We start from the raw sequence: 23,847 nt of genomic DNA, 5'->3' as shown, positions 1-23,847 counted from the left end.
ATCATCTTTTTTTATACTCAAAATTATCTAAAAGTATAGCATAAAATGAAATCTCTGTATAGAGAAGAAGGAGGGACTTTATGGCAGAAATTATAACCATAGCCAATCGAAAAGGCGGTGTTGGAAAAACAACTACAACTCTAAACCTTGCCTATTCACTAAAAGAACTGGGAAAAAAAGTATTGGTGATTGACCTTGATCCGCAAGCCAATCTTACAAGATGCTTTGGATTAGAAAATGCTGATGATAATATAAAAACAATTGGACATTTATTAATGGCGGAATTGGAAGAAGAGAGATATTTACTAAAAGAATATATTACAGTGTATGATGATATAAATATTATCCCCTCTAGCATTTATTTGTCAGTTGCTGAGGCACAAATGAGAATGGAAACTGGAAGTGAAAGGATATTATCGGACATCACTGAACTTTTACAAGAGCAATATGACTATATTCTTGTAGACACTTCGCCATCACTTAATATCTTAACTATAAACGCCCTTTGTACAGCAGATAGTGTACTTATTGTAGCAGATACTCAAATTTTTGCTATTGTAGGAATTAGTGAACTTTTAAAAACCATTCAAAAAATCAAAAAGAGAGTTAATCCTAAACTGGAAGTGAAGGGGATTTTGCTAACGATGTGTGAGTATAGAACCAATCTTTCAAAACTACTTACTGAACAGGTGGAAGAAATGTATCATGGAAAGCTAGCGGTATTTCAAACAAAAATCCCCAAAACAGTAAAAGTTGGAGAAGCCATATACAGTGGTCAAAGCATTAAAAAATATGCAAAAGGAAGTAGTGTAGATGTTGCATATGATAATCTTGCAAAGGAGATCTGCCATGAGTAAAAAACTACAGAAAAGAGAAATAACAGATGTAGTAGATTTTTTGCTTGATGATATAGAATCTGTGGAGCAAGGTGATATTAAGCAGCTAGAACTTGATATACTTGAAAATTATCATGACCATCCATTTACTCTTTATAAAGGGAAAAGACTTAATGATATGGTGGAAAGTGTTAAAGAAAATGGCATATTAAATCCAATAATTGTCTTAAAAAAAGGCGATAATAGATATGAAATACTCTCCGGGCATAATAGAGTAAATGCAGCAAGGCTTGCCGATATAAAGAGCATTCCTTGTATTGTAAAAGAAAATCTAACAGATAAACAAGCCTATACCTATGTGATAGAAACAAATCTAATGCAACGTTCATTCTCAGATTTATTACCGACAGAAAAAGCCCTTGTTCTTAAAATAAGATATGAAAAAATAGCAAGTCAGGGCAAGAGAAATGATTTAAAAAATGAAATAGAACTGTTAGATAAGGGTATTATAGAGAAGGAAGATAAGATTGGTAAAGCAGACAGTAGAAAAACACTTGGAAAAGAATACAATCTTTCAGGAGCATCCATTGCAAGGTATCTTAGATTAAATAAATTATCTGATTTTTGGAAACAAGATGTTGATAATGAAAAAATAGGACTAACAATGGCAGTGGATTTATCTTATCTTTCAAAAGAGATACAAGAATATCTATATCAGCAGAGTAAAGAACTGAAACTAACCTTAAAGCCAAGCGATGCTAAAGTACTTCATATGATGAATAATGAAGAACATTTAAATCAAGAGATGGTTAGAGCATATTTATTGAACCTACAACAACCAAAGATGAAAGCATATCAGAATATAAGGTTATCGCAAAATATTTTTCAAAAATTTTTTCAAGGTGAAACAAAGGAAAATGTAGAAAATATTATAGAAAAGGCATTGGAAAATTATTTTAAGAATATATAAGCAAGTAAATTACGAAATAGGAAGTTTGAAGTATAATATAGGTACAAAATAAATTCAGATAACTGTTTGATAGAATAATATGTAAAAAAGAAGGTGGCACAATGGACGAAATAAAATTGTATGAGAACAAAGAAATACGTTCTGTTTGGGACGAAGAAAAAGAAGAATGGTATTTTTCAGTAGTCGATGTAGTTGGAGTCTTGTCAGAAAGTAAAAATCCAACAGATTATCTCAAGAAGATGAGAAAACGTGATGAACAGTTAGCTTTCTACATAGGGACAAATTGTCCCCAGGTAGAAATGAAATCATCAAGTGGCAAAAAAAGAAAAATATTGGCGGGAAATATGAAAGATATTTTCCGTATTATTCAGTCCATTCCATCCCCAAAGGCAGAGCCTTTCAAATTATGGCTTGCGGAAGTAGGAAAAGAGCGAATTGATGAAATCATTGATCCGGAACTTACTATTGACAGAGCCTTAGAAACATATTTGAAGAAGGGCTATTCAAGAGAGTGGATAAATCAAAGATTACAAGCTATTCAAGTAAGAAAGGAACTTACGGATGCTTGGGAGGATCATGGCATAGAAAAAGGCAAAGAATACGCAATCCTTACCGATGAAATCACTAAAGCATGGTCCGGAATGACAACAAGAGGATACAAAAATCTAAAAGGACTGAAAAAGGAGAATTTAAGGGACAATATGACTACCCTTGAAATAGTCCTTAATATGCTTGCAGAAGCCACAACAACGGAACTTACTAAAACAACCAATCCTAAAGGATTAGAAGAAAATAGGAAAGTTGCTAAAGAGGGAGGCGGTATAGCAGGTAATGCCAGAAAAGAAATAGAAGAAAGAACCGGTAAACCTGTAATCAGTCCTAAAAATGCAGTAGATATGTCAAAACTTATAGAAGATGTGGTCAAAGAGACTATAATAGAAAATACAAGTTCTGAAGATAAAAAGAGTAAAGATAACAACTAAAATTAAGATATTTTCAAAGAGATAGCAAAAGAGTTATCTCTTTTTTTGTTGCTAAAACAAATAAAAATACAGGAAGGAGAAAGTTATGAATATTAAATTTAGCTATTACTACGGAAAAGAAGCAGATCAATACTCCTTCTTTAAAATACCGAAGATTTTATATACAGACAGCATTTTTAAAACATTAAGTAGCGATGCAAAAGTTCTGTATTCTATTTTGCTCGATAGAATGAGCTTATCTATGAAAAATGGGTGGTTAGATGAAGAAAACAAAGTATTCATCATATTTACCATAGATGAAATAGAAGAAACTATGAATATAGGCAGAAATAAGGCAATCAACATTATGAAAGAAATACAAGACTTTGGACTGATAGAAAAGAAGAGAAGAGGGCTTGGAAAACCGAACATAATCTATGTAAAAAGTTTTCTTGTAGAAACCATAGAAGAAAACGGAAAAATGGAAGAAGAAAAAAATGGAGATAGAAGTTTAAATGACAAATTTCAAGAAGTTTCAAAAGCAAACTTACAGAAGTTTGAAAAACAAACTTCAAGAAATTTAAAAAACAAACCTCAAGAAGTTTCAAAAACAAACTGTAATAAGACTAATATAAATAAAACTAAAAAGAGTGATACTGATATTAGTAAGACCACCTCCATAGATAAAACAGGATGTAAGAGAAAATCAAAAAAAGGAGAAGGAGGTCAAGTAGAAAAAATAATAAAGCAAAATATTTCATATTTCGATTTTATGGATAGGGATAGTCCTACAAAAGAAAATATAGATTTTATAGTAGAAATTATGGTGGATGCAGTTGAAAGTAAAAGAGATTTAAAAATCAATCAGACATGGATAAGCTATGAAAAGATTAAGGAAAAATTCTTAAGTATCAAAAAAGAACACATAGAATATATCTTATCCGTTTTAAGAGAAAATACATCTAAAATTACCCATTTTAGAGCATATCTGTTATCTATAATCTACAATGCTCCTATAAACATTATTTATTACAATAAGCAATCAAAGGATGTAAGAAATTTTGAGAATTATGCTGATGATGAAAAATTGTGGAAAGAATTTTTAAAAGGTCAATGAGTAAAGAGTTTTAAAAAATAAAATTGATTGAAAGAGAGGTTCACAGATGGAAACGACAAGTGAAGTATTTGATAAGGTGTTTGAAAATATGGAAAAGAATATGCTAAATGAGGAAAATGGAGATTATGTAAATAGTGAAGATGGACTTGTCTATTGTGGAAAATGCCATACAGCCAAGCAACAGATGGTAAATATTGGTGGTGTTTCAAGAAAAATCCCTAAAAATTGTGATTGTAGAAGTAAAGAGATAGAACAAGAAAGAAAAGAAATGGCAGAATTTGAACGTAGTATGCGTATAGGCAGACTTAAAAGTATGGCATTTGATGATAATCTCTTGTATAAACAAACTTTTGAGAGGGAAGATGGGAGTTTGGAACATAAACAGGCAGGGTTAAATTATGTGAAGCATTTTGAGAATATGGAAAAAGAAAATATAGGTCTTATATTAACAGGTGCAGTTGGAACTGGAAAAACATATCTGGCATCCTCTATTGCAAATGCTTTGATAGAAAAAGGAATCACAGTTAGAATGACAAACTTTGGAGTGATATTAAACGATATGATGAATCTACAGATAGATAAAAATAAGTATATCAAAAATCTAAACAGCAATAGGCTTTTGATTATAGATGATTTTGGAATACAAAGAGATACCTCTTTTGCCCTAGAACATATTTTTAACATCATAGATAGCAGATATAGGGCGAACAAGCCCATTATTGTTACAACAAATTTGTCAATTGCCCACTTGATGAATACAACAGATTTAAAAGAAAAGAGAATATATTCCAGACTTCTTGAAATGGCAACACCTCTTATCTTCAATGGGGAAAATCATAGATTAAAAACAATGAGGGAGAAGGCAATGGCAGCCAATTTAATTTTGACAGAAAGTAGGTGATATTTTGATCAATGAAGAAGTAACAAGACAGGTAATTGCTGTAAATAAAAAAGCACTTCATTTGACTTCGAAAGAAATTGTAAAACTAATGAAGATGATACTGAATAAGGCGGAAAAAGAAAAAAACGGGTTGAAAGGTCTGATTGACAAACAAAAACCGACTACAGTAAAGGATTTAGTGAAAAAAGGAAAAGTTGAAACCCTAGAGTTAAATGATGTTGATTTAAAAAATCTAAAAAGAGAATTAAAGAAGAGTGGCGTGAAATTCAGTATAAAAAAAGATTTAATTACAGGAAATAAGATAGTGTTTTTTCAGGCAAAAGATGAAAAAGTTATGGAACAGGCTTTTAAAGATACTGTTTCAAAATTTGCCGGTAAGAATAAAAAGAGAGAATCTGTAATGGATAAATTAAATCACTTTAAAGAAAAAGTTAGAAATGCACCTCAAAAAGATAAGATAAAAGAAAAACATCATGAGCAAAGTTTATAGATTATCTATAAATAAAACAAATAAGAAAATAAAATTTTCAAAAAAATTTAACATTATAAAATTTAGAAAGATTTTTCTTTTTATATATTTTTATAAAATCAAGTAATATATAATTAATTTTATGATTTTATGGAAATTCAATTAAGAAATGTAAGTATTGAAATAATGTAGCTTATATGTTAAAATAAGTGTGTATATTAAAATAAGTGTGTATGTTGTATATTGAATATTGAAGTGAGGTATTTGGGAATGAATAAAGAAAGAGAAACCGTTGCAGTGCTTTTTACTGGTGGAAAAGATTCATCATTAGTAGCTTGTTTAGAAGCGAGTAAGGGAAATAATGTTCATTTACTTACTGGAGTTAGTGGTATAGGAATAAAAAGTGAATTATCTGAAATAAGAGTTAAAGAATTGATTGAAAGATTTCCTAATGTTGTCATAGAAAGACACTTTCTTTCTACAAGCGCATTATTAAGGAAAATAGCAATAAAAGATATAGAAAAAGATATATTGAAGTGGAAATGTAATTTAGTTTTGTTAGGTGATAAAATGGCAATACACGCTGCTGCGACAGCCTATTGTATTCAAAATGGAATTACTAAATTATTAGATGGAGTTGTTAAATACCAAGATGAATTAGTGGAACAAAAAATTATTGCTATGGAAATGTTAAAAAATTTTGAAAAGGAATATAATATAACATATGAATCTCCTATATATGAATTTGGAGATAAGAAAGCTGTTAAATATGCATTACTTGAATTTGGAATATCTAATAAATCCTTGGAAGGAGTGTCTATTTTTGGTGATTCATTTACAGAACCAGATGATTCAGTAATAAAAGAATATATAGAAGATAAAATTCATTATTGCAGAGAACATATTGATTTATTGTTGGGAAATAAGGAGTATAAATAAAATGATAAGAAAATCTTCAGCATTAATTATAAACAATAACAAAATGCTAGTTGTTAAAAAGAAAAAAAATCCAACTCATTATATTTTACCTGGTGGGAAGATAGAAAACTCAGAAACACCATTAGATGCATTAAAAAGAGAATTGAATGAAGAAATAAATTTGAATACTGTAGACAATGATTTTGATTTTTTGGGTATTTTTTATACAAACTCTCAATTTGAAAATAGTCAATTAGAAACGTATTTATTTCATTTAAATAATAAAAAAATAAATGGAGAAATAATTATTGGAAGAGAAATTGGTTCATATGAGTGGATATCATTAGATGATGGTCAAAGAAGTGATTTATCATCAGGTATAACAGAATTTGCTATAAAGGAGGCATTAAAAATAGGAAATAAAAATGATGAATAAAATTGAAACTATAATATTTGACTTAGACAATACTTTATATAATTTTAAATATTTTTGGGAAAAAGCCCATTATGAATTGTATAAAGATTTAAATATAAAAGAGGTTGATTATAATACCTTTATGAAGGAGTATTTAATTCAAGACAAAGTATTGTGGAATGATATAGTAGCAGGAAAAATAGATTTGAATGAACTTAGGATTATTAGGCCATATATAACTTTTAAAAAACTAGGAATAGATAAATCTAGAAAATTTTGTAAAGAGTTTTATTTAAGAATGTTTGATATTTTGATTAATGAAATGTTCATTGAATCAAAAATAAATAATATATTATCTAATTTGAAAGATAATTATAAACTTTATATTCTAACTAATGGTTTAAAGAAAGAACAAGAAATGAAAATAAATAAGTTAGGAATAAGTAAATATTTTGAAAATATAATTATTTCTGAGTCTATAGGTTATGAGAAGCCAGATTTAAAAGCATTTTATTATTTAATTAATAAATTTGATATAACACCACACTATACTATTATGATTGGTGATTCATATATAAATGATATAGAGCCATCAATTAAATTGGGATTTAATACACTTCACATAGATTATGAGAAATTGGTTACATTAGACTACAATTTTAATGAAGATATATTAGAACAATTTAAGGATAATATAGTATGGAGTTGAAAAAAATAATTGTTTTATGGATTACTGTGTTTTTTTCAGCTAGCATGGCTTTGTGTTTTTTAGGGTCAATAGATGATATATCTAAAGATTTTAGTATATCACTGTCTTTATCAGGACAAATTTCATCGGTATATGCATTATCTTTTGCGATTTTAGGACCAGGATTAATAAAAGTATTTGGTAAATTTAGTTATAAAATATCTATCTTAACCTCGGTTATATTCTTATTATTTTCTAATTTGTTAATAGCTTATATACATGATATAAAAGTTTTTTTTATAATAAGAATAATTTCAGCAGGTATAGCATCATTTTTAATTACAAAATGTTTTGGATATATAACAGAGTTTTCAAGCTTAAAAAAAGTTGGCAAAAATTTAGGTATCTTATATAGTGCATTTGCAGCTGCTAATACATTTTTAATTCCAACATATTCACATATATCTAATAATTTTGGATGGAGAGTAGTTCCTCAGTTGTTATCAGCAAGTTTTATATTTGTTGTAATATTAACTGTTTATTGTATTGAATTTGATGATTTTTTTATAAAAAATAAAATTGATTGTTGTGATGATTACAGTAAAATAGAATGGTATAGAAATATTGAAGTTATCATGTTACTATTTACTACAATTTGTATATTAGGTTCTAATATGATATTTATGGGATATATTGATCCATTTTTAAAAAATAATGGAAATAATAGCGTTTCTATAGTGCTTTTTATATTTGGAGTTGGAGGCATTTTAGGAAGTTATATTAGTTCTAAAATATCAAATAAATGTTCAGAAAAAAAAGGTTTAAAGATTATATTAATTGTATATACTTTGTTGCTACCTATAATCTATATTTTTAAAAATATTTACATATTATCTTTTTTAATATTTTTATGGAGTGTTATACAGTGGGCAAGTGGACCTATGATACAAAAAATGTTAATTAATAAATCAAGAAATAATAGAGAGTCTGAAAAATTACTAAGTTTAAATATGTCGTTTATAAATTTTGGTATTTCATTGGGAGGTATTCTTGGTGGAGTAGCTATAAAATATAGTATTCAAAAGCTTCCCTTATTTGCGATGAGTATGGCTGTATTACCAATTTTAACAAATATGTGTATAAGGAATAAAAAGGAATAAAAATGAGAAATGATTTTTATTTAAAAGATGTTATTAGAACCAAATACAAATTGGATTTTGGAATAGCAGAAATGGATTTTGAATTTCCTATTAGAAAGTATCTGGAAAATATAAATAAATTGGGATATGGTAATCCTGATTCACAACAATACTCAGAGTCTATAAAAAGATGGTTTTATATTCAATATGGACAAATTATTGATGATAGATATTTTGTATATACCCATTCGATAAAGTATGCTATAAAGAAAATAATTGATTCTTGTAATAAGGTAAATATACTTAATTTTATACCTTGTTATAATGGTTATAATGATATTTTAAATTTATATAGAGTTTTTGATTATAATTATTTGAATTTATTTGAAGAATGTTTTAAAGAACATTTAGAAACATTTATAATTAAAAACAAAATTAATTGTATAATAATCTCAAATCCACATAATCCTACAGGGAAAATCATAGGCAAAGAAAAATTAGAAGAAATAGTTGATATATGCTCAAAACACAATATATATTTAGTTGTTGATGAAGCATATGGAGATATAGTGCAAAATGAGTTCTTTAGTGCTGTAAATATAGAATATGATAATTGTATTGTTGTGAAAACAATTGGAAAAACATTTAATATTTCGGGTGTTGGAGGAGCATATTTAATAGCTTATAATAAAAAGATTTGTGATGAAATAGTACATGAAATTAAATCTGATGGATTAATGTCTCCAAATATTTTTTCATATTATTTAACAGAATGCTTATATTCTATGGAAGGGAAATTTTGGTTAGATGATATCAATGATATAATACTAAAAAATAAGCAGTATTTTAAGCAAGAATTAGATAGCAAATTTAGAAATAAGTTAAATTATGAATTAACATACGGTTCTTATTTAGCTTGGGTTAATTATGATGCGTTAGGGATATCTGAAGAATTATTTGAAAAAATTTTAAAAGAGAATAAAATAAAAGTTGTATTTTCATCTAAATATAAACTATTTGAAAAATATTTTAGAGTTAATTTAGCTTGTAAAATAGAAAAGATTGATAAATTTATTTTTGAATTGGAAAAAATTATAAATAATATAAGTTGAAATATTATTAAAAGAGATAACAAATTGTTATTTCTTTTTTTGTATCTACAATTAAAATTTGGAAAGAAAAAAGTTATTAAAAAACCTATAGAGACTTGCAAATTTTACGTAATGAGGTATGGTAGAGAGAAAAACAGCAAATTTGTAGATAGATGAGCAGAAATAAGATATAGTCTTATTAAGCTAGTAAGTTAGTTCAAGATAATAAACTCCCGAAGGTAATTATAATTTTAATTCATAAATCCTCTGACAAAAATAAGAGAGAATGATCATGTCTTATTTTATTTTTAGTGTTTGAATAATAAAAGAATAAATTTATGCGCCCACGCTTGATAAAGAACATAATATAATAAAATGTTGAATTATCAATACCGAATGATATACACATTGCTTTGAGAGAAGAGGGGTTAAGATTTCCTATTATTCAATTGATAAAAGGCGAAGATATTAAAAAACTTATAATTTTTTCCAAAGAAAGGAAGTGAGTAGTATAAAAATATTAAATGAAGTAATAAAAGACATAAAGAATGTGTTTCATATAAGAGATAAGAAAAAGTTTGTATTATTAAACTTACCTTATCTCTTTTTCTTTTATATAGGCAATATATTCTCAAGACAGGTAAACAGCTACACAGGTGGAGATTTTATAGATAGAAGTATCGTTGCTTTATCAGATATTGAAAATATGTCTTATTTGCCCTCTTTTAGAGTAAATGACCTACTTACAGGTATAATATTTTCAGCAGTTATATGGTTTATAGTTTATAACAAAAAGAAAAATGCCAAAAAATTTCGTCAAGGGAGAGAATATGGCTCTGCAAGATGGGGGAGTTGTAAAGATATTGAGCCTTATGTAGATGAAAAGTTTGAAAACAACATCTTACTTACCAATACAGAACGGCTTACGATGAACAGCAGACCGAAAATTCCTAAATATGCGAGGAATAAAAATGTGCTTGTAGTAGGAGGATCCGGAAGTGGTAAAACCAGATTTTTTGTAAAACCGAACCTTATGCAAATGCATTCATCTTATGTTGTTACCGACCCTAAAGGAACTGTCCTTGTTGAGTGTGGGAAGATGCTTGAGAAAAATGGATATGAAATTAAGGTATTAAATACAATAAACTTCAAAAAATCAATGCATTACAATCCCTTTGCTTACTTAAGAAGTGAAAAAGATATATTGAAACTCGTGCAGACAATAATGGTGAATACTAAGGGAGAAGGAGAAAAATCCAGTGAGGATTTTTGGACGAAAGCCGAGCGATTGTATTACACAGCCTTAATAGGTTATTTATATTATGAAGCACCGATTGAAGAACAAAATTTTGCAACACTTCTTGCTTTTATTGATGCTAGTGAGGTTAGAGAAGAAGATGAGAATTTCAAAAATGCAGTAGATTATATTTTTGAAGCATTAGAAAAAGAAAAACCGAACCATTTTGCAGTCAAGCAATATAAAAAGTACAAATTAGCTGCGGGAGTAATAGAATTAAGGAGAACACTTAATCACTGTTTTAGTGAAATATGTACTTCTTAATTCTTTTTTATTTGAGAAATTAAGGGAAAGGGGGTAAAAATGAGGAATTTTGAAAAGGTAACGGCACTCTATGAGAGATTAAGTCGTGATGATGAGCTTCAAGGAGAAAGTAACTCAATCGTCAATCAAAAGAAAATCCTTGAAGAATATGCAAGTAAGAATAATTTATCCAACATCATACATTTTACAGATGATGGAATAAGTGGAACCCAGTTTGACAGACCGGGCTTTATGGCAATGATGAACGGAGTAAACAGTGGAAATATCGGTTGTATCATCGTAAAAGATATGAGTAGACTTGGTAGAGATTATCTCAAAGTCGGTCAATGTATGGAGATTTTAAGACAAAAGGGAGTAAGACTAATCGCTATCAATGACAATGTAGATAGCTTTTACAGAGAAGATGATTTTACTCCCTTTAGAAATATCATGAATGAATGGTATGCAAGAGATACATCAAGAAAAATACAATCGACTTTCAGGTCAAAAGGCGAAAGTGGGAAACATACTGCAAGCACACCGCCTTATGGCTATATCAAAGATGAAAAAGATAAAAACAAATGGATAGTAGATGAAAAAGCAGCAGAGATAGTAAGGCGAATATTTAACCTGACCATGCAAGGCAATGGTCCGTATCGAATAGCAAAGATATTGGAGAGTGAAAAAGTAGATATACCCGCCTATCATCAACAGAAATTAGGCTATGGACTATATCAAAGCAAAAACTTTGAACATCCCTATCGTTGGTGCAGCTCAACAATAGCAAGCATTTTAAAGAAACAGGAATACTTGGGGCATACAGTCAATTTCAAAACAAGAAAGCACTTCAAGGACAAGAAAAGCAAATATGTATCCGAGGATAACTGGCTTATTTTTGAAAATACACACGAGCCAATCATAGACCAAGAAACCTTTGATAATGTGCAAAGGATAAGAGGAAATGTAAAAAGGTATCCTGACGGTTGGGGAGAATATCACCCACTCACAGGACTAATGCATTGTGCAGATTGTGGGAGCAAGATGTATGTTCATAGAACAAGCAATTATAAGAATATTCCCTATTACACTTGCAGTGCCTATACCAAAACACCTTGTGGCACACTTTGTCCATCAGCACACAGAATAAAAGCAGAAGCGGTCTTAAACCTTATTAGGGAAACACTAAAAGATATTAAAAAATACCTTAATGAAGATAATGAAGCCTTTATCCGTTCCATTCAAAATGAAATGGAAGAAAAGGAAAAAATAGAGATAGAAAAGAAACGCACAAGGCTTATTGACAGCAAAGGAAGATTACAGGAATTAGAAAGACTGATGTGTCGTATCTATGAAGATATGATCCTTAACAAAATACCAAATAGCAGATATGAAATACTAAATAACCAATATGAAACGGAGCAGATAACTTTAAGTAAAGAAATTAAGGATTTGGAGCAGCAGGTATCAAGATATGAAAAAGAAACAGACAGAGCTAAAAAATTTATATCTCTTATCAGTCGTTATGAAAACTTTGATGAACTTACAACCACAATGATAAATGAGTTTGTAGAAAAGATTGTCGTACATGAAAGAGATAGAAAAGGAAGTCAGACATCAAAGCAAAAGATAGAAATTTACTTTAATTTCATAGGCAATTATGAACTGCCACAGGCGGAGTTAAGTGATGAAGAAAAACAAAAACTTGAGGAAGAAGAAAGAAAAATAAAGAAAAGAAAAGACAAGCTACATCAAAATTACCTGAAACGAAAAGCAAGCGGAAAACAGAAAGAGTATGAAGATAAATATAAGGCAAGGAGAGAACAGAAGAAACAGGAGAAAATAAAGGTTTTGAAAAGAGTGGGGATACCGGTGAGTGAGTATATAAAAACAAATATTTAAACCTATCTTGACAAATATTGAATTTTGATTTATTATTAAATATATATTCAGTATTGGAATAGAAAGAGGTGTGCTATGGCACAAGTATTAAAAGAAGAAGTTAGAAATAGAATACTCGAAGCAGCAGAAAAAGTATTTTATAAAAAGGATTATAGAGGTGCCAAATTAACAGAAATTGCAAAAGAAGCAGATATTCCTGTGGCACTCATTTATACCTATTTCAAAAATAAGGAAGTTTTGTTTGATGCAGTAGTAAGTTCTGTTTATATAAACTTCGAGTCAGCTTTTAATGAGGAAGAATCTTTGGAAAAAGGTTCTGCTTCTGAAAGGTTTGATGAGGTTGGAGAAAATTATATTCATGAACTTTTAAAAGATCGTAAGAAGTTAATTATTTTAATGGATAAAAGCTCAGGTACAAAGCATACAGAAGCAAAACAAAAACTCATATCACAAATGCAGGTTCATATTGAAGTAAGTTTAAAAAGACAATCGAAACAGGAATATGATCCAATGCTTGCCCATATTTTAGCCAGTAACTTTACAGAGGGACTTCTTGAAATAGCAAGGCATTATCAAAGTGAAAAGTGGGCAAAAGATATGCTAAAACTTATTGCAAGGTGTTATTACAAGGGAGTGGAATCCCTATAATCAGCACAAAAAAATAGACTTTGCGTAATCAGCAAAGTCTTACTTTAAACCTTAATACTGAATTAAAATTCAATATTATTCAATTTTGAAAGGAGAGTTGTTCATGCCGGAAAAAGAATTAAGAAAAAAAGTGATTGGGAAAAACGGTTTATCCAATTCACTTCTTGCTTTAAAAATAGTATTTGATTTGATACCACAAATCTTACTCGTATATTTGATTAGTTCTTTAATTACAAACAATATTAACGAAGGTAATTTAAAGTATATATTTTTGGGAATCTTTATATCGTTTGTATTAAAAGGAGTATTTTATTATTTTGCAACAAAGGTTGCCCATGAGAAAGCATACGAAAAATTAACAGAACTTAGGTTAGATATTATCGGTCATCTGAAAAAACTAAGTTTGGGATTCTTTAAAGAACATAATACAGGAGAGCTTACCAACATTGTCCAACATGATGTAGAACAAGTGGAAGTATATCTTGCTCATGGTCTCCCTGAAATAATGTCAGTTACACTTCTGCCTACCATTATTTTTGTAGCTATGATTTTTGTGGATTGGCGTCTTGCTCTTGGGATGATTGCCGGAGTTCCACTCATGTATTTGGTAAAAGTTCTTTCACAGAAAACAATGGATAAAAACTTTGCGATTTACTTCAATCATGAAAACAGAATGAGAGAAGAGCTAATGGAATATGTAAAAAATATTTCTGTGATTAAGGCTTTTGCTAAAGAAGAGGAAATTAGTGAAAGAACATTAAAAACGGCAAGAGAATATATTTACTGGGTTAAAAAGAGCATGGGGATGGTTACAATTCCAATGGGACTCATTGACATATTTATGGAAATTGGAGTGGTTATTGTCATGATTTTGGGAAGCATATTTCTTTATCATGGAAATATTACAACGCCTAATTTTATCCTTGCCATTATTTTATCGTCTGCTTTTACTGCTTCTATAAGTAAGACAGCTACATTGCAACATTTTTCTATTGTGTTTAAGGAAGCGTTAAAGGCGATAGGGAAAGTATTAACAGTTCCACTTCCAAACAAAAAGACAGAACAAGGTTTAGAATTTGGAAACATAGAATTTAAAGATGTGAATTTTGCATACGGAAAAGATAGCTTTGAGCTTAAAAATATCAATTTGAATTTTAAGAAAAATAGTTTGAACGCCTTTGTAGGAGCAAGCGGTTGTGGAAAGAGTACGGTATCTAATTTGCTTATGGGATTTTGGGATGCAGATGAAGGACAAATACTGATAAATGGAAAAGATATAAAAGAATATAGTCAAGAAAATATCTCAATGCTGATTGGTAGTGTGCAACAAGAAGTTATCCTTTTTGACTTAAGTATTTTTGAAAATATAGCAATTGGAAAACTAAATGCAACAAAAGAAGAAGTCATAGAAGCTGCTAAAAAAGCAAGATGCCATAATTTTATTTCAGCATTGCCAAATGGATATGAAACACGAGTAGGTGAAATGGGAGTTAAGTTATCCGGTGGAGAAAAACAAAGAATCTCTATAGCAAGAATGATACTGAAAAATGCACCGATTTTAATATTAGATGAAGCAATGGCGGCTGTTGATAGTGAAAATGAAAGACTTATCGGCGAAGCAATTGACGATTTAAGCAAGGATAAAACCATCATTACAATTGCTCATCATCTAAACACAATTAGAGATTCAGACCAAATTATAGTTATGGATAAGGGTGTTGTTCTTGATGCAGGAAGCCATGAAGAGTTGATGAAAAGATGTGAGTTCTATAAGGATATGGTTGAAGCACAGAACAAGGTAGATAGATGGAATTTGAAAGAGGTGGTAACAGAAAATGTTTAGAGAAATGTTAAAGCTGCTTACAAAAACCGGCAAGAGAGATTTGATTATATCAAGTGTATTCTTTGCCCTTTATGGACTAAGCTCCATAGCCATGATTGTTATTGTATTTTCTATACTGTTTCAGATATTTGATGGGACGAGTTTAGCAAGTTTATATAAAGGTTTTATTGCAATTGGGTTACTTGTAGTATTCAAAGGCATTTGTAATATGGTTGCAGATATGAAAAAGCATAGTGCAGGTTTTGATATTGTTCAGCAAATCAGAGAACGCATGATTATTAAATTGAAAAAATTCAGTTTGGGATTTTATACCAATGAAAGACTGGGAGAGATCAATACAATTTTACACAAAGATGTTGATAATATGTCTCTTGTTGTAGGACACATGTGGTCGAGAATGTTTGGCGATTTTTTGATAGGTGCAGTCGTATTTATCGGTCTTGCAAGTATTGATTTCAAACTTGCTATTCTAATGGCTGTATCTGTTCCGATTGCACTTGTCTTTCTATATCTGACAATTAAGCAATCTGAAAGAATAGAGAATCAGAATAATTCAGCACTTCTTGATATGGTTAGCTTATTTGTTGAATATGTTAGAGGAATACCTGTACTAAAGAGTTTTTCAAACAATAAAAGCTTGGATAATGAGCTTATGAACAAGACAAAAAAATTTGGAGAAACAAGCAAAGTAGCTTCAAGATTCAAGGCAAAACAGCTATCTATATTTGGGTTTTTACTGGATATTGGATATTTAGTTCTTTTAATTGCAGGAGCAATACTTGTTATAAAGGGAAGTCTTGATGTACTTAATTTTATTATCTTTGCAGTAATTTCAAAAGAGTTTTATAAGCCATTCGCTTCTATGGAACAACACTATATGTACTATGTTTCGGCGGTAGATAGTTACGAAAGACTTTCAAAAATTTTATATGCCGATGTAATCCCGGATAAAGTGAATGGAATTATTCCGAAAGACAATGATATAGCTTTTGAAAACATAGATTTTTCCTACGAAAAAGACGAATTTAAAATGGAAAACTTGAACTTTTCTATTGCTGAAAAGACAATGACAGCCTTAGTTGGAGAATCAGGAAGTGGAAAGACTACGATAACCAACTTGCTTTTAAGATTTTATGATGTGCATAAAGGGAAAATTACCCTCGGAGGAATTGATATAAGGGATATTCCTTATGATGAGCTTTTAGATCGCATTAGTATTGTCATGCAAAATGTTCAACTGTTTGATAACACGATTGAAGAAAATATCAGGGTAGGTAAAAAAGAAGCAACGAAAGAAGAAATCATTGAAGCTGCAAAGAAAGCAAGGATACATGATTTCATTATGAGTTTACCAAAAGGTTATGAAACTGATATTGGAGAAAATGGTGGGATTTTATCAGGTGGACAAAGACAAAGAATATCTATGGCAAGAGCTTTTCTAAAGGATGCACCTATTTTAATTCTTGATGAAATGACAAGTAATGTTGATCCTGTAAATGAATCCTTGATACAAGATGCCATTACAGAACTCGCAAAGAATAGAACTGTACTTGTAGTGGCTCATCATTTAAAAACAATTCAAAAAGCTGACCAAATTCTCGTGTTTCAAAAAGGCAATTTACTTGAAAAAGGAAAGCATGGGGAACTTCTTGATAAAAATGGTTACTACACAAAATTATGGAAAGCTCAGTACGAGGTATAATCATGATTTTGTTAAAAGATGTTTCTTATGAATGGGAAGATGGGCGAATTGCTTTAAAAAATATCAATCTTGAAATTAAAAAAGGTGAATTTGTTTTGATTTCAGGGAAAAGTGGAAGCGGTAAAAGTACTCTTGGAAGTGTAATGAATGGTCTTATTCCGCATTATTACAAAGGCAAAATGCAAGGAAAAGCCTTTGTGTCAGGAAAAGATATAAGCAAATTATTACTTCATGAAATAGGGCATATTGTAGGGACTGTATTTCAAGATCCAAGAAGTCAGTTTTTTACGACAACTACAGATGAAGAAATAGCTTTTGGTCTTCAAACGATTTGTAAATCAAGAAAGGAAATCAAACAGAGAGTAGAAGAAGTATATGCAGAACTGGATATTGAGGAACTGAAAGGAAAATCTGTTTTTGAATTATCAAGCGGACAGAAACAAAAGATAGCTATTGCAAGCATCTATGCGATGAATCCGAAAGTTTTAATTTTAGATGAACCTTCAGCAAATTTGGATATGAAAGCAACATTTGACCTGTTTTTAATTTTGGAGAAATTAAAGAAAAAAGGAACAACAGTTGTTCTAATTGAGCATCGTTTGTACTATGTAAAATCTTTATTTGACCGTTTTCTTTTGGTGAAAGATGGAGAGATTGCACAGGACTTGAGTCGGGAAGAAGTTATCCATCTTGAAGGGGAGTTTTGGGATGAAAATGGACTAAGAATTCTTGAATTAGAAGAATACAGGATAAGTGAGAAGAAAGATTCATATCAATTAAATGATGAAAGTATCAACGGAAAAGGCTTGAGATTTTGCTATCCGAATGTAGCTAAGGATGGAAAGAAGAAAAAACAGTACATCTTAAATCATCTTGATTTCAATATGGAGTGTGGAAAAGCCATTGGTCTTATCGGCTTAAATGGTACCGGGAAAACTACCTTTGCAAGAGTGATTTCAGGACTTGAGAAGATAAAAGATGGAACAATATGGGCGGGAGAAGATAAGTCGCTTAATCATAAAGATTTAATGGATATGTCATATTTTGTCTTTCAAGATTCAGATTATCAGTTGTTTTCGGAAAGTGTACTTGATGAAATGCTACTTGGTATTTCAAGTAAAGATAAAAAAGAAAATACACAAAAGGCAAAGTCTATTTTGAATGTACTTGGCTTAGATAAATACATTGATAAGCATCCGTTTGCTTTATCAAGAGGAGAAAAACAAAGACTCACAATAGCTTGTGGAATGATGAAACAGGCAAAAGTTTTTATCTATGATGAACCAACATCAGGTTGTGATAAAGACTCAATGCTTTCAGTGGCAAAATTAATTGAAGAACAATTAAAAAATGGAACAACAGTTTTGGTGATAAGTCATGATTTTGAGTTTTTAGCGAACACAGTGAGTAAGCTCTGGGTAATGGGAGATGGAAAAATAGAAAGTGTTTTGAATATGAGTGAAAGTAATAAAATTCTCATATTGGACAAGATGAGAGGAGGTAGATAACTTGATGGATAGAAAAACAGTCGATCCGAGAATAAAACTTACTCTACTTCCAATTGTTGGATTTACGAGCTTTTTTATAAGCGATACAATTCTACTTTTCGGACTGATTCTCTTTGCCTTTTTTCTGTATGTATACAGCAGTATGTGGAAAAGAGCATTACGCTTTATTTTGTTTTTTGTGATTTTATACTGCATAGAGTTATGGCTTGGAAAGTTTTGTGAAGCAAGTATCGTATTTGCAATATATATGTTTATTTACTTTGCATCAAGGATGACCTTAATTGCTATGTTTGGTGGATATATAACAAAGACTACAAGTGTAAGTGAAATGCTTGAAGCATTAAATAGAATGAAAGTACCAAGAAGCATTGGTATACCTTTTAGTGTTTTGCTTAGGTTTGTACCAACTATAAAAATAGAACTCAAGGCATTAAAAGAGAATATGAAGATTCGAGGAATCGTAACAAGTAGATTTTTCCCCTTGCTACATCCAATTAAATATATTGAATATACGCTTGTTCCGCTTTTAATGAGAATGATTAAGATTTCAGATGAACTGTCAGCTTCAGCACTCATTAGAGGACTTGATAGTGATGAGAACAGGGTTACATTAACAAAATTGAGGTTTAGAACAACGGATTTGTTGATTGGACTATTAGGAGCTTTGATGATTGCTCTTGTGATAGTAATACAGAAAATTTATTAGGAGGACTTTTATGAAAAACAAATTAAATGGTCGTGATTTTATTACAATCGGAATCTTTAATGCAATTGGAATTGTCATATACATGGCGGTTGCATTTGCTATGGCAACAACAGTGATTGGAGGATTTATTGCTTCAGGAGTTAGCTTTATGGTAGCTGCTACCGTTTATATCCTTATGGCTTTGAAAGTTAAAAAGAAGGGCGTATTTACAATATCAGGAACGCTTCTTGGTTTAATTGCATTGTCAGGAGGACATTTGCCTCATGCAGTCTTTGCTGTAATCGGTGGAATTATATGTGATTTGATTATAGGAAATTATGAGAGCAAGGGACGAATGATTATTGGATATGGGATATTTGCATTAGCGGATTTTTTAGGGACAGTAATTCCTGTGATTTTATTCGGAACAGCTTCTTTTGTGGAAAGAGCATCAAAATGGAAAATGAGTGAAGCACAAATAAATGAAGCATTATCTTATTTCAAAGTTTCATGGGCAGTAGGCTTTGCCTTGATAACATTTGTTCTTGCTTGCATAGGAGCATTCGTTGCAACAAAGATACTCAAAAAGCATTTTGAAAAAGCAGGAGTGATTTAATAATAAATTTACTTAGGAGGGAAAATAATGGAGGGATAATTATGTCAAAACTTATAGTTTCGGTTTTCACAGAACGATATAATTATCCTTTTTTATTCTTGGAATTGCTTACACATAGCAATAATACTTTACCAGAAACGACCAAATAGAAAATTATATAAAACATTAGTTTTTAAGCCGAGAGGACTTTTTACGCCAAAGTGTAGAAGTCCTCCTTTTTTATTCTCAAAACCAAAACAGAGAACTTAAAAAGGAGGATGACTAAGTGGCAAAGAAAGAATATTACCTTTATGTAAAAGGCAAAGCCGTACCTGTAAGTGAAGAAGTCTACAAAGCCTATTGGAAGATAACAGAGCATGAAAAGTATCTCCAAAGAAAAGATTGGAAGCATAATGTAATACCATTTTCGGCACTGGATCATGATGGACACTTTGTAGATAACATCATAGATGAAAAGATAGACTTAGAAAAAATTGTAGAAGTAAAAATGCGAATTGAAGAACTTCATAAAGCATTAAATACTCTTACAAAAGAAGAACGAGAACTAATGGAAGCCATCTTCTACAAAGAAGAAAGTCTAAGGTCAATCAGCAGAAGAGAGAAAGTTACACATCAAGCAATCAGTGGGAGGAGGGATAGGATTTTAGAAAAACTGAGAAAGATTTTAGAAGATAAAATCTAAAAACTTGGAAAGGTTAAGTGTCAAAAAAGGTGCTTAACCTTTCTTTATGGAAACAAGCAGATACCAAAACGGAGGAATTAAAAATGAAGAAAGAAAAAACATTACAGGAAGTACAGGAACAAATTTCTGAACTTCAGGAAGAAAGAGAAAAGTGCGATGTAAAGCTGAAACAATTACAAAATCAAGGCAAAAAATTAGAAAAACTGGCAAATGAAAAGGAACGAAAAAGAAGAAATCACAGGCTCATACAAAGGGGATTGATAGTAGAAAGGGTCATTAAAAATCCTCTAATATTTACCAATGAGGAGATAGAAAAACTGTTAAATATCTCTACTCACACAGAAGAATACAGACAAGCCTATGAAGAAATGATAAATGGGAAAGATATGGAAGATGAAACAGACATAGAGTAGATAAAATAAAAGACCTTAGTTTTTTCAGAAGCTCCCTGCAAGGGCAAAAAGCTCCGCAGGACGCAAAGCACCCTTTAGGGTGTATAATTGCGCCCTTAGTAAACTAAGGGATTTTAGCAAGTCTTTGAAAATCCAAAACCTAATAAAAACATACGGATAAAGCAGATAGGAAAAGATACAAAAAATAACCCGTCTGCTTTTTTCTTTACCTGAAAACAAATAAAAAAATGAAAGGAGTTTAAAAGTGGCAGAAACATTTCACTTTAATATTTCAATGATAAGCAGAGGAAAAAGTAAATCGGCAGTTGCAAGTGCAGCATATATCTCTTGCGAGAAAATCAAAAATGAATGGGACGGAGAAGTTCATGACTATCACAATAAAAAAGGACTTTTACATTCAGAAATTTTCTTGCCGGAGAATGTCCCCATAGCATTAAAAGATAGAACTACCTTATGGAACAGCGTTGAACTAAATGAGAAAGCAAGCAACGCACAGCTTGCAAGAAACTTCATTATCGCTTTACCAAAAGAATTATCTTTTGAAGAAAACAAGAAACTCATTACCGACTTTATACAGGAAAATTTTGTATCAAAAGGAATGATAGCAGACCTTGCAATCCATGATAGAACAAGTGAAGATAACAACAATATACATGCTCATATTATGACTACCCTTAGACCAATCAATGAAAAAGGAGAGTGGCAGGCAAAAAGCAAAAAAGAATATGTAATTGATGAAAATGGAGAAAAGATAAAACTAAAAAGCGGGAACTACAAAACAAGAAAAGTAGAGCTGACAGACTGGAACAATAAAGGAAACGCAGAGAAATGGAGAGAGAATTTTGCAAGACTTTGTAATCAGTATTTAGAAAAAAATCATCAAGAAAAGAGAGTGGATCATCGTTCCTACAAAAGGCAAGGGATAGAAGAAATCCCAACCATTCACATGGGAGCAAGTGCCAGTGCCTTAGAGAAAAAAGGAATCGAAACCGACAAAGGAAACATCAACAGAGAAATAAAAAAACATAACTCTTTAGTAAAAGCTATCAAGAACAAGATAAAAGAAATCACTTCTTGGATAGACTCTTTACTTGGAAATCTGCAAGCAAAATACGATGGGTATAAACAGACCAAGAAAGATGAACTGGAGAACAAAGCAGAACTCTTTAACCTTTATGAATATATTTCTATCTACAACGAAATACAGGGAGAAAAAACAAAAAATCTATCCTACTATGGACAGATAAAAAAGGGAAATGCAGACCTAAAGAGATTTGTAAAAGCAATCTACTATCTAAAAGATAATCATCTTCAAACCATAGCAGACCTACAAGAAAAAGTTTTTGAACTGGCAAAGCAAAGTAAAAAGATAAGTGAAGATATTCAAAGCAAAACCCAAAGAATAAAGGAGTTAAATCGTTGCTTTATTTGTGCAGACATCATCAAAGAAAATAAGGCGGTATATCAGGAATATAAAGATAAAACTTTTCTTAAAGATAAATTTTACAATTCACATAAAGATGAAATTGAAAACTACAAAAAAGCAAGAAAGACTATAGAAAAATTTACTGGAACATCAGCTATAAAGTCGAGTGATTGGCAGAAAGAAATATCAAGCCTTGAAAAAGAGATACAAGACTTAACTGAAGATAAAGCTAAAGTTCAAGACGAATTTAAGCAGATAGATCATATCAAATATGCAGTAAAGATTGTGGGTGACGAGTATGGAATAGATTTATCTATAGAGATAGACAAGGCAATTAAGAGGGGAGATAAACCAAGTGTAATTGCACAACTGAAAAAATTTCAAGAGCAAGAGGAAAGAAAGGGTCAGTACAAACAAAAAGCAAAAGAAAAGGCTAAAGAAAATTATAAAAATAAAGGGGAGGAAAGATAAAAATGGCAGACAACAGAAGATACTATTGGTTAAAATTGAAAGAAGATTTTTTTACAGATAAGAGAATCAAAAGGCTAAGAAAAATATCAGGAGGAGATACCTATACAATCATTTATCTTAAATTGCTTTTACTTAGCTTAAAAGATAGTGGGAAGCTGTATTATGATGGAGTAGAAACAGACTTTATCAAAGAGCTTGCCTTAACGATTGATGAAACGGAAGATGATGTAATGGTTATAGTAAATTATCTTGTAGCACAAGGATTGATGGAGATAATTACAGAAAATGACGAGTATTTTTTAACAGAAATTCCAAGTCTTATAGGTTCAGAAACAGCTTCTACAAGGCGTTCAAGAAAATCGAGAGGACAAAAAGCGTTGCAATGCAACACTGGTGCAACACCTTGCAACCTTTTGCAACAAAACTGCAACGGAGATATAGAGATAGATAAAGAGATAGATATAGAGTTAGAAAAAGAGGGGGAGATAGAAAAAATATCCCCCAACCTTTATGGAGAATATAAAAATGTTTCCTTAACCGATGAAGAATATGGGAAGTTAAAGGATAAAATGCAAGGTCATAGGGAAGAAATGATAGAGAAGCTGTCAACCTATTTGCAAAGCACGGGAAGAAACTATAAAGATCATTATGCGACCTTAGTTCATTGGTACGAACAAGACAAAGGGAAATTAAAGGAGAGCAGTAAATCAAAAGTATATACCTTTGAAGATTATGACAAGGGGGAACACTTGTAGGCCTCGTATAAGACGGTGGAAAGGTGTTTTTAGAGCGTTAATGATAAAATAGGTATCAGACTATAGCTAAGTGTAAAATAGGGCTCAAAATTGCAGTATGGAAAAAATATCGTATTTATGATAAAATGATAATGATATGGTAATAAACTCAGT

General features: G+C 30.7%; 22 protein-coding genes and 1 pseudogene. All 23 read left to right on the top strand.

Going from position 1 to position 23,847, the window contains the following annotated elements; genetic code table 11:
- Positions 1-80: 80 nt before the first annotated feature.
- The 23 genes and pseudogenes from HMPREF1630_RS06610 to HMPREF1630_RS06500 all read left to right on the top strand — a co-directional run bounded on the left by HMPREF1630_RS06610 (position 81) and on the right by HMPREF1630_RS06500 (position 23,694).
- Positions 81-857, top strand: coding sequence for a ParA family protein (locus tag HMPREF1630_RS06610; protein ID WP_037328257.1), 777 nt, complete (start codon positions 81-83; stop codon positions 855-857).
- Positions 850-1,806: a ParB N-terminal domain-containing protein gene (locus tag HMPREF1630_RS06605; protein WP_037328256.1), complete on the top strand. Its 957-nt coding sequence runs from the start codon at positions 850-852 to the stop codon at positions 1,804-1,806. Before HMPREF1630_RS06610 ends, HMPREF1630_RS06605 begins: the two co-directional genes overlap by 8 nt.
- A 101-nt stretch (positions 1,807-1,907) precedes the next feature.
- The gene (locus tag HMPREF1630_RS06600) at positions 1,908-2,789 is read left to right on the top strand and encodes a BRO-N domain-containing protein (protein ID WP_037328255.1); all 882 of its coding nucleotides are present in this window, start codon (positions 1,908-1,910) and stop codon (positions 2,787-2,789) included.
- A gap of 85 nt (positions 2,790-2,874) precedes the next feature.
- Complete coding sequence (locus tag HMPREF1630_RS06595; protein WP_037328254.1) at positions 2,875-3,885, top strand: replication initiator protein A; 1,011 nt, start codon at positions 2,875-2,877, stop codon at positions 3,883-3,885.
- Positions 3,886-3,931: 46 nt separating this feature from the next.
- Positions 3,932-4,786, top strand: coding sequence for an ATP-binding protein (locus tag HMPREF1630_RS06590; RefSeq protein ID WP_037328253.1), 855 nt, complete (start codon positions 3,932-3,934; stop codon positions 4,784-4,786).
- Between the two features lie 4 nt (positions 4,787-4,790).
- On the top strand, positions 4,791-5,276 hold the full coding sequence (locus HMPREF1630_RS06585) for a PcfB family protein (RefSeq protein WP_037328252.1): 486 nt from the start codon (positions 4,791-4,793) through the stop codon (positions 5,274-5,276).
- A gap of 249 nt (positions 5,277-5,525) precedes the next feature.
- The gene (locus tag HMPREF1630_RS06580) at positions 5,526-6,194 is read left to right on the top strand and encodes an adenine nucleotide alpha hydrolase family protein (RefSeq protein WP_037328251.1); all 669 of its coding nucleotides are present in this window, start codon (positions 5,526-5,528) and stop codon (positions 6,192-6,194) included.
- 1 nt (position 6,195) lies between these two features.
- On the top strand, positions 6,196-6,609 hold the full coding sequence (locus tag HMPREF1630_RS06575; protein WP_002841637.1) for an NUDIX hydrolase: 414 nt from the start codon (positions 6,196-6,198) through the stop codon (positions 6,607-6,609).
- Positions 6,599-7,297, top strand: coding sequence for an HAD family hydrolase (locus HMPREF1630_RS06570; protein WP_081931884.1), 699 nt, complete (start codon positions 6,599-6,601; stop codon positions 7,295-7,297). The genes HMPREF1630_RS06575 and HMPREF1630_RS06570 overlap by 11 nt, the downstream gene beginning before the upstream one ends.
- Complete coding sequence (locus HMPREF1630_RS06565) at positions 7,288-8,436, top strand: MFS transporter (protein WP_037328250.1); 1,149 nt, start codon at positions 7,288-7,290, stop codon at positions 8,434-8,436. Before HMPREF1630_RS06570 ends, HMPREF1630_RS06565 begins: the two co-directional genes overlap by 10 nt.
- A gap of 2 nt (positions 8,437-8,438) precedes the next feature.
- A complete protein-coding gene (locus tag HMPREF1630_RS06560) occupies positions 8,439-9,527 on the top strand; it encodes an aminotransferase class I/II-fold pyridoxal phosphate-dependent enzyme (RefSeq protein ID WP_037328247.1) in 1,089 nt (362 codons plus the stop codon).
- 481 nt (positions 9,528-10,008) lie between these two features.
- Positions 10,009-11,010 (top strand): annotated as a pseudogene (locus HMPREF1630_RS06555) (type IV secretory system conjugative DNA transfer family protein); the annotation flags it as partial.
- A 96-nt stretch (positions 11,011-11,106) separates the two neighbouring features.
- Entirely contained in the window at positions 11,107-12,945 is a 1,839-nt protein-coding gene (locus HMPREF1630_RS06550) for a recombinase family protein (RefSeq protein ID WP_037328244.1), read from the top strand.
- A 75-nt stretch (positions 12,946-13,020) separates the two neighbouring features.
- Positions 13,021-13,593 carry a TetR/AcrR family transcriptional regulator gene (locus tag HMPREF1630_RS06545; RefSeq protein ID WP_000079886.1) on the top strand — a complete coding sequence of 191 codons (573 nt, stop codon included), beginning with the start codon at positions 13,021-13,023 and terminating at the stop codon, positions 13,591-13,593.
- 103 nt (positions 13,594-13,696) lie between these two features.
- Positions 13,697-15,436, top strand: coding sequence for an ABC transporter ATP-binding protein (locus HMPREF1630_RS06540; RefSeq protein ID WP_037328242.1), 1,740 nt, complete (start codon positions 13,697-13,699; stop codon positions 15,434-15,436).
- Entirely contained in the window at positions 15,429-17,138 is a 1,710-nt protein-coding gene (locus HMPREF1630_RS06535; protein ID WP_037328240.1) for an ABC transporter ATP-binding protein, read from the top strand. The genes HMPREF1630_RS06540 and HMPREF1630_RS06535 overlap by 8 nt, the downstream gene beginning before the upstream one ends.
- 2 nt (positions 17,139-17,140) lie before the next feature.
- Positions 17,141-18,646, top strand: a complete 1,506-nt coding sequence (locus HMPREF1630_RS06530; RefSeq protein WP_037328239.1) for an ABC transporter ATP-binding protein — start codon at positions 17,141-17,143, stop codon at positions 18,644-18,646.
- A gap of 1 nt (position 18,647) precedes the next feature.
- The gene (locus tag HMPREF1630_RS06525; protein ID WP_025194627.1) at positions 18,648-19,352 is read left to right on the top strand and encodes an energy-coupling factor transporter transmembrane component T; all 705 of its coding nucleotides are present in this window, start codon (positions 18,648-18,650) and stop codon (positions 19,350-19,352) included.
- Positions 19,353-19,362: 10 nt separating this feature from the next.
- Complete coding sequence (locus HMPREF1630_RS06520; RefSeq protein ID WP_000791747.1) at positions 19,363-19,947, top strand: MptD family putative ECF transporter S component; 585 nt, start codon at positions 19,363-19,365, stop codon at positions 19,945-19,947.
- 265 nt (positions 19,948-20,212) lie between these two features.
- The gene (locus tag HMPREF1630_RS06515; protein WP_001074477.1) at positions 20,213-20,629 is read left to right on the top strand and encodes a sigma factor-like helix-turn-helix DNA-binding protein; all 417 of its coding nucleotides are present in this window, start codon (positions 20,213-20,215) and stop codon (positions 20,627-20,629) included.
- Positions 20,630-20,712: 83 nt separating this feature from the next.
- Positions 20,713-21,042 (top strand): DUF3847 domain-containing protein, encoded by a 330-nt coding sequence (locus HMPREF1630_RS06510; protein ID WP_009346081.1) that lies wholly within the window; start codon positions 20,713-20,715, stop codon positions 21,040-21,042.
- A gap of 244 nt (positions 21,043-21,286) precedes the next feature.
- Positions 21,287-22,939 carry a MobQ family relaxase gene (gene mobQ, locus HMPREF1630_RS06505; protein ID WP_000852176.1) on the top strand — a complete coding sequence of 551 codons (1,653 nt, stop codon included), beginning with the start codon at positions 21,287-21,289 and terminating at the stop codon, positions 22,937-22,939.
- Positions 22,940-22,941: 2 nt separating this feature from the next.
- Positions 22,942-23,694, top strand: coding sequence for a phage replisome organizer N-terminal domain-containing protein (locus HMPREF1630_RS06500; protein ID WP_037328232.1), 753 nt, complete (start codon positions 22,942-22,944; stop codon positions 23,692-23,694).
- The last annotated feature ends 153 nt before the right edge of the window (positions 23,695-23,847 follow it).

Origin of the sequence: Anaerococcus lactolyticus S7-1-13, from assembly GCF_000758765.1 — a bacterium.
GTDB lineage: Bacteria > Bacillota > Clostridia > Tissierellales > Peptoniphilaceae > Anaerococcus > Anaerococcus lactolyticus.
This window is presented reverse-complemented; position numbering and strand designations above follow the sequence as displayed.

Coding starts and splice junctions, on each gene's coding strand:
- HMPREF1630_RS06610 (WP_037328257.1), top strand. CDS start 81: ATGGCAGAAATTATAACCATAGCCAATCGAAAAGGCGGTGTTGGAAAA.
- HMPREF1630_RS06605 (WP_037328256.1), top strand. CDS start 850: ATGAGTAAAAAACTACAGAAAAGAGAAATAACAGATGTAGTAGATTTT.
- HMPREF1630_RS06600 (WP_037328255.1), top strand. CDS start 1,908: ATGGACGAAATAAAATTGTATGAGAACAAAGAAATACGTTCTGTTTGG.
- HMPREF1630_RS06595 (WP_037328254.1), top strand. CDS start 2,875: ATGAATATTAAATTTAGCTATTACTACGGAAAAGAAGCAGATCAATAC.
- HMPREF1630_RS06590 (WP_037328253.1), top strand. CDS start 3,932: ATGGAAACGACAAGTGAAGTATTTGATAAGGTGTTTGAAAATATGGAA.
- HMPREF1630_RS06580 (WP_037328251.1), top strand. CDS start 5,526: ATGAATAAAGAAAGAGAAACCGTTGCAGTGCTTTTTACTGGTGGAAAA.
- HMPREF1630_RS06575 (WP_002841637.1), top strand. CDS start 6,196: ATGATAAGAAAATCTTCAGCATTAATTATAAACAATAACAAAATGCTA.
- HMPREF1630_RS06570 (WP_081931884.1), top strand. CDS start 6,599: ATGATGAATAAAATTGAAACTATAATATTTGACTTAGACAATACTTTA.
- HMPREF1630_RS06565 (WP_037328250.1), top strand. CDS start 7,288: ATGGAGTTGAAAAAAATAATTGTTTTATGGATTACTGTGTTTTTTTCA.
- HMPREF1630_RS06560 (WP_037328247.1), top strand. CDS start 8,439: ATGAGAAATGATTTTTATTTAAAAGATGTTATTAGAACCAAATACAAA.
- HMPREF1630_RS06550 (WP_037328244.1), top strand. CDS start 11,107: ATGAGGAATTTTGAAAAGGTAACGGCACTCTATGAGAGATTAAGTCGT.
- HMPREF1630_RS06545 (WP_000079886.1), top strand. CDS start 13,021: ATGGCACAAGTATTAAAAGAAGAAGTTAGAAATAGAATACTCGAAGCA.
- HMPREF1630_RS06540 (WP_037328242.1), top strand. CDS start 13,697: ATGCCGGAAAAAGAATTAAGAAAAAAAGTGATTGGGAAAAACGGTTTA.
- HMPREF1630_RS06535 (WP_037328240.1), top strand. CDS start 15,429: ATGTTTAGAGAAATGTTAAAGCTGCTTACAAAAACCGGCAAGAGAGAT.
- HMPREF1630_RS06530 (WP_037328239.1), top strand. CDS start 17,141: ATGATTTTGTTAAAAGATGTTTCTTATGAATGGGAAGATGGGCGAATT.
- HMPREF1630_RS06520 (WP_000791747.1), top strand. CDS start 19,363: ATGAAAAACAAATTAAATGGTCGTGATTTTATTACAATCGGAATCTTT.
- HMPREF1630_RS06510 (WP_009346081.1), top strand. CDS start 20,713: ATGAAGAAAGAAAAAACATTACAGGAAGTACAGGAACAAATTTCTGAA.
- HMPREF1630_RS06500 (WP_037328232.1), top strand. CDS start 22,942: ATGGCAGACAACAGAAGATACTATTGGTTAAAATTGAAAGAAGATTTT.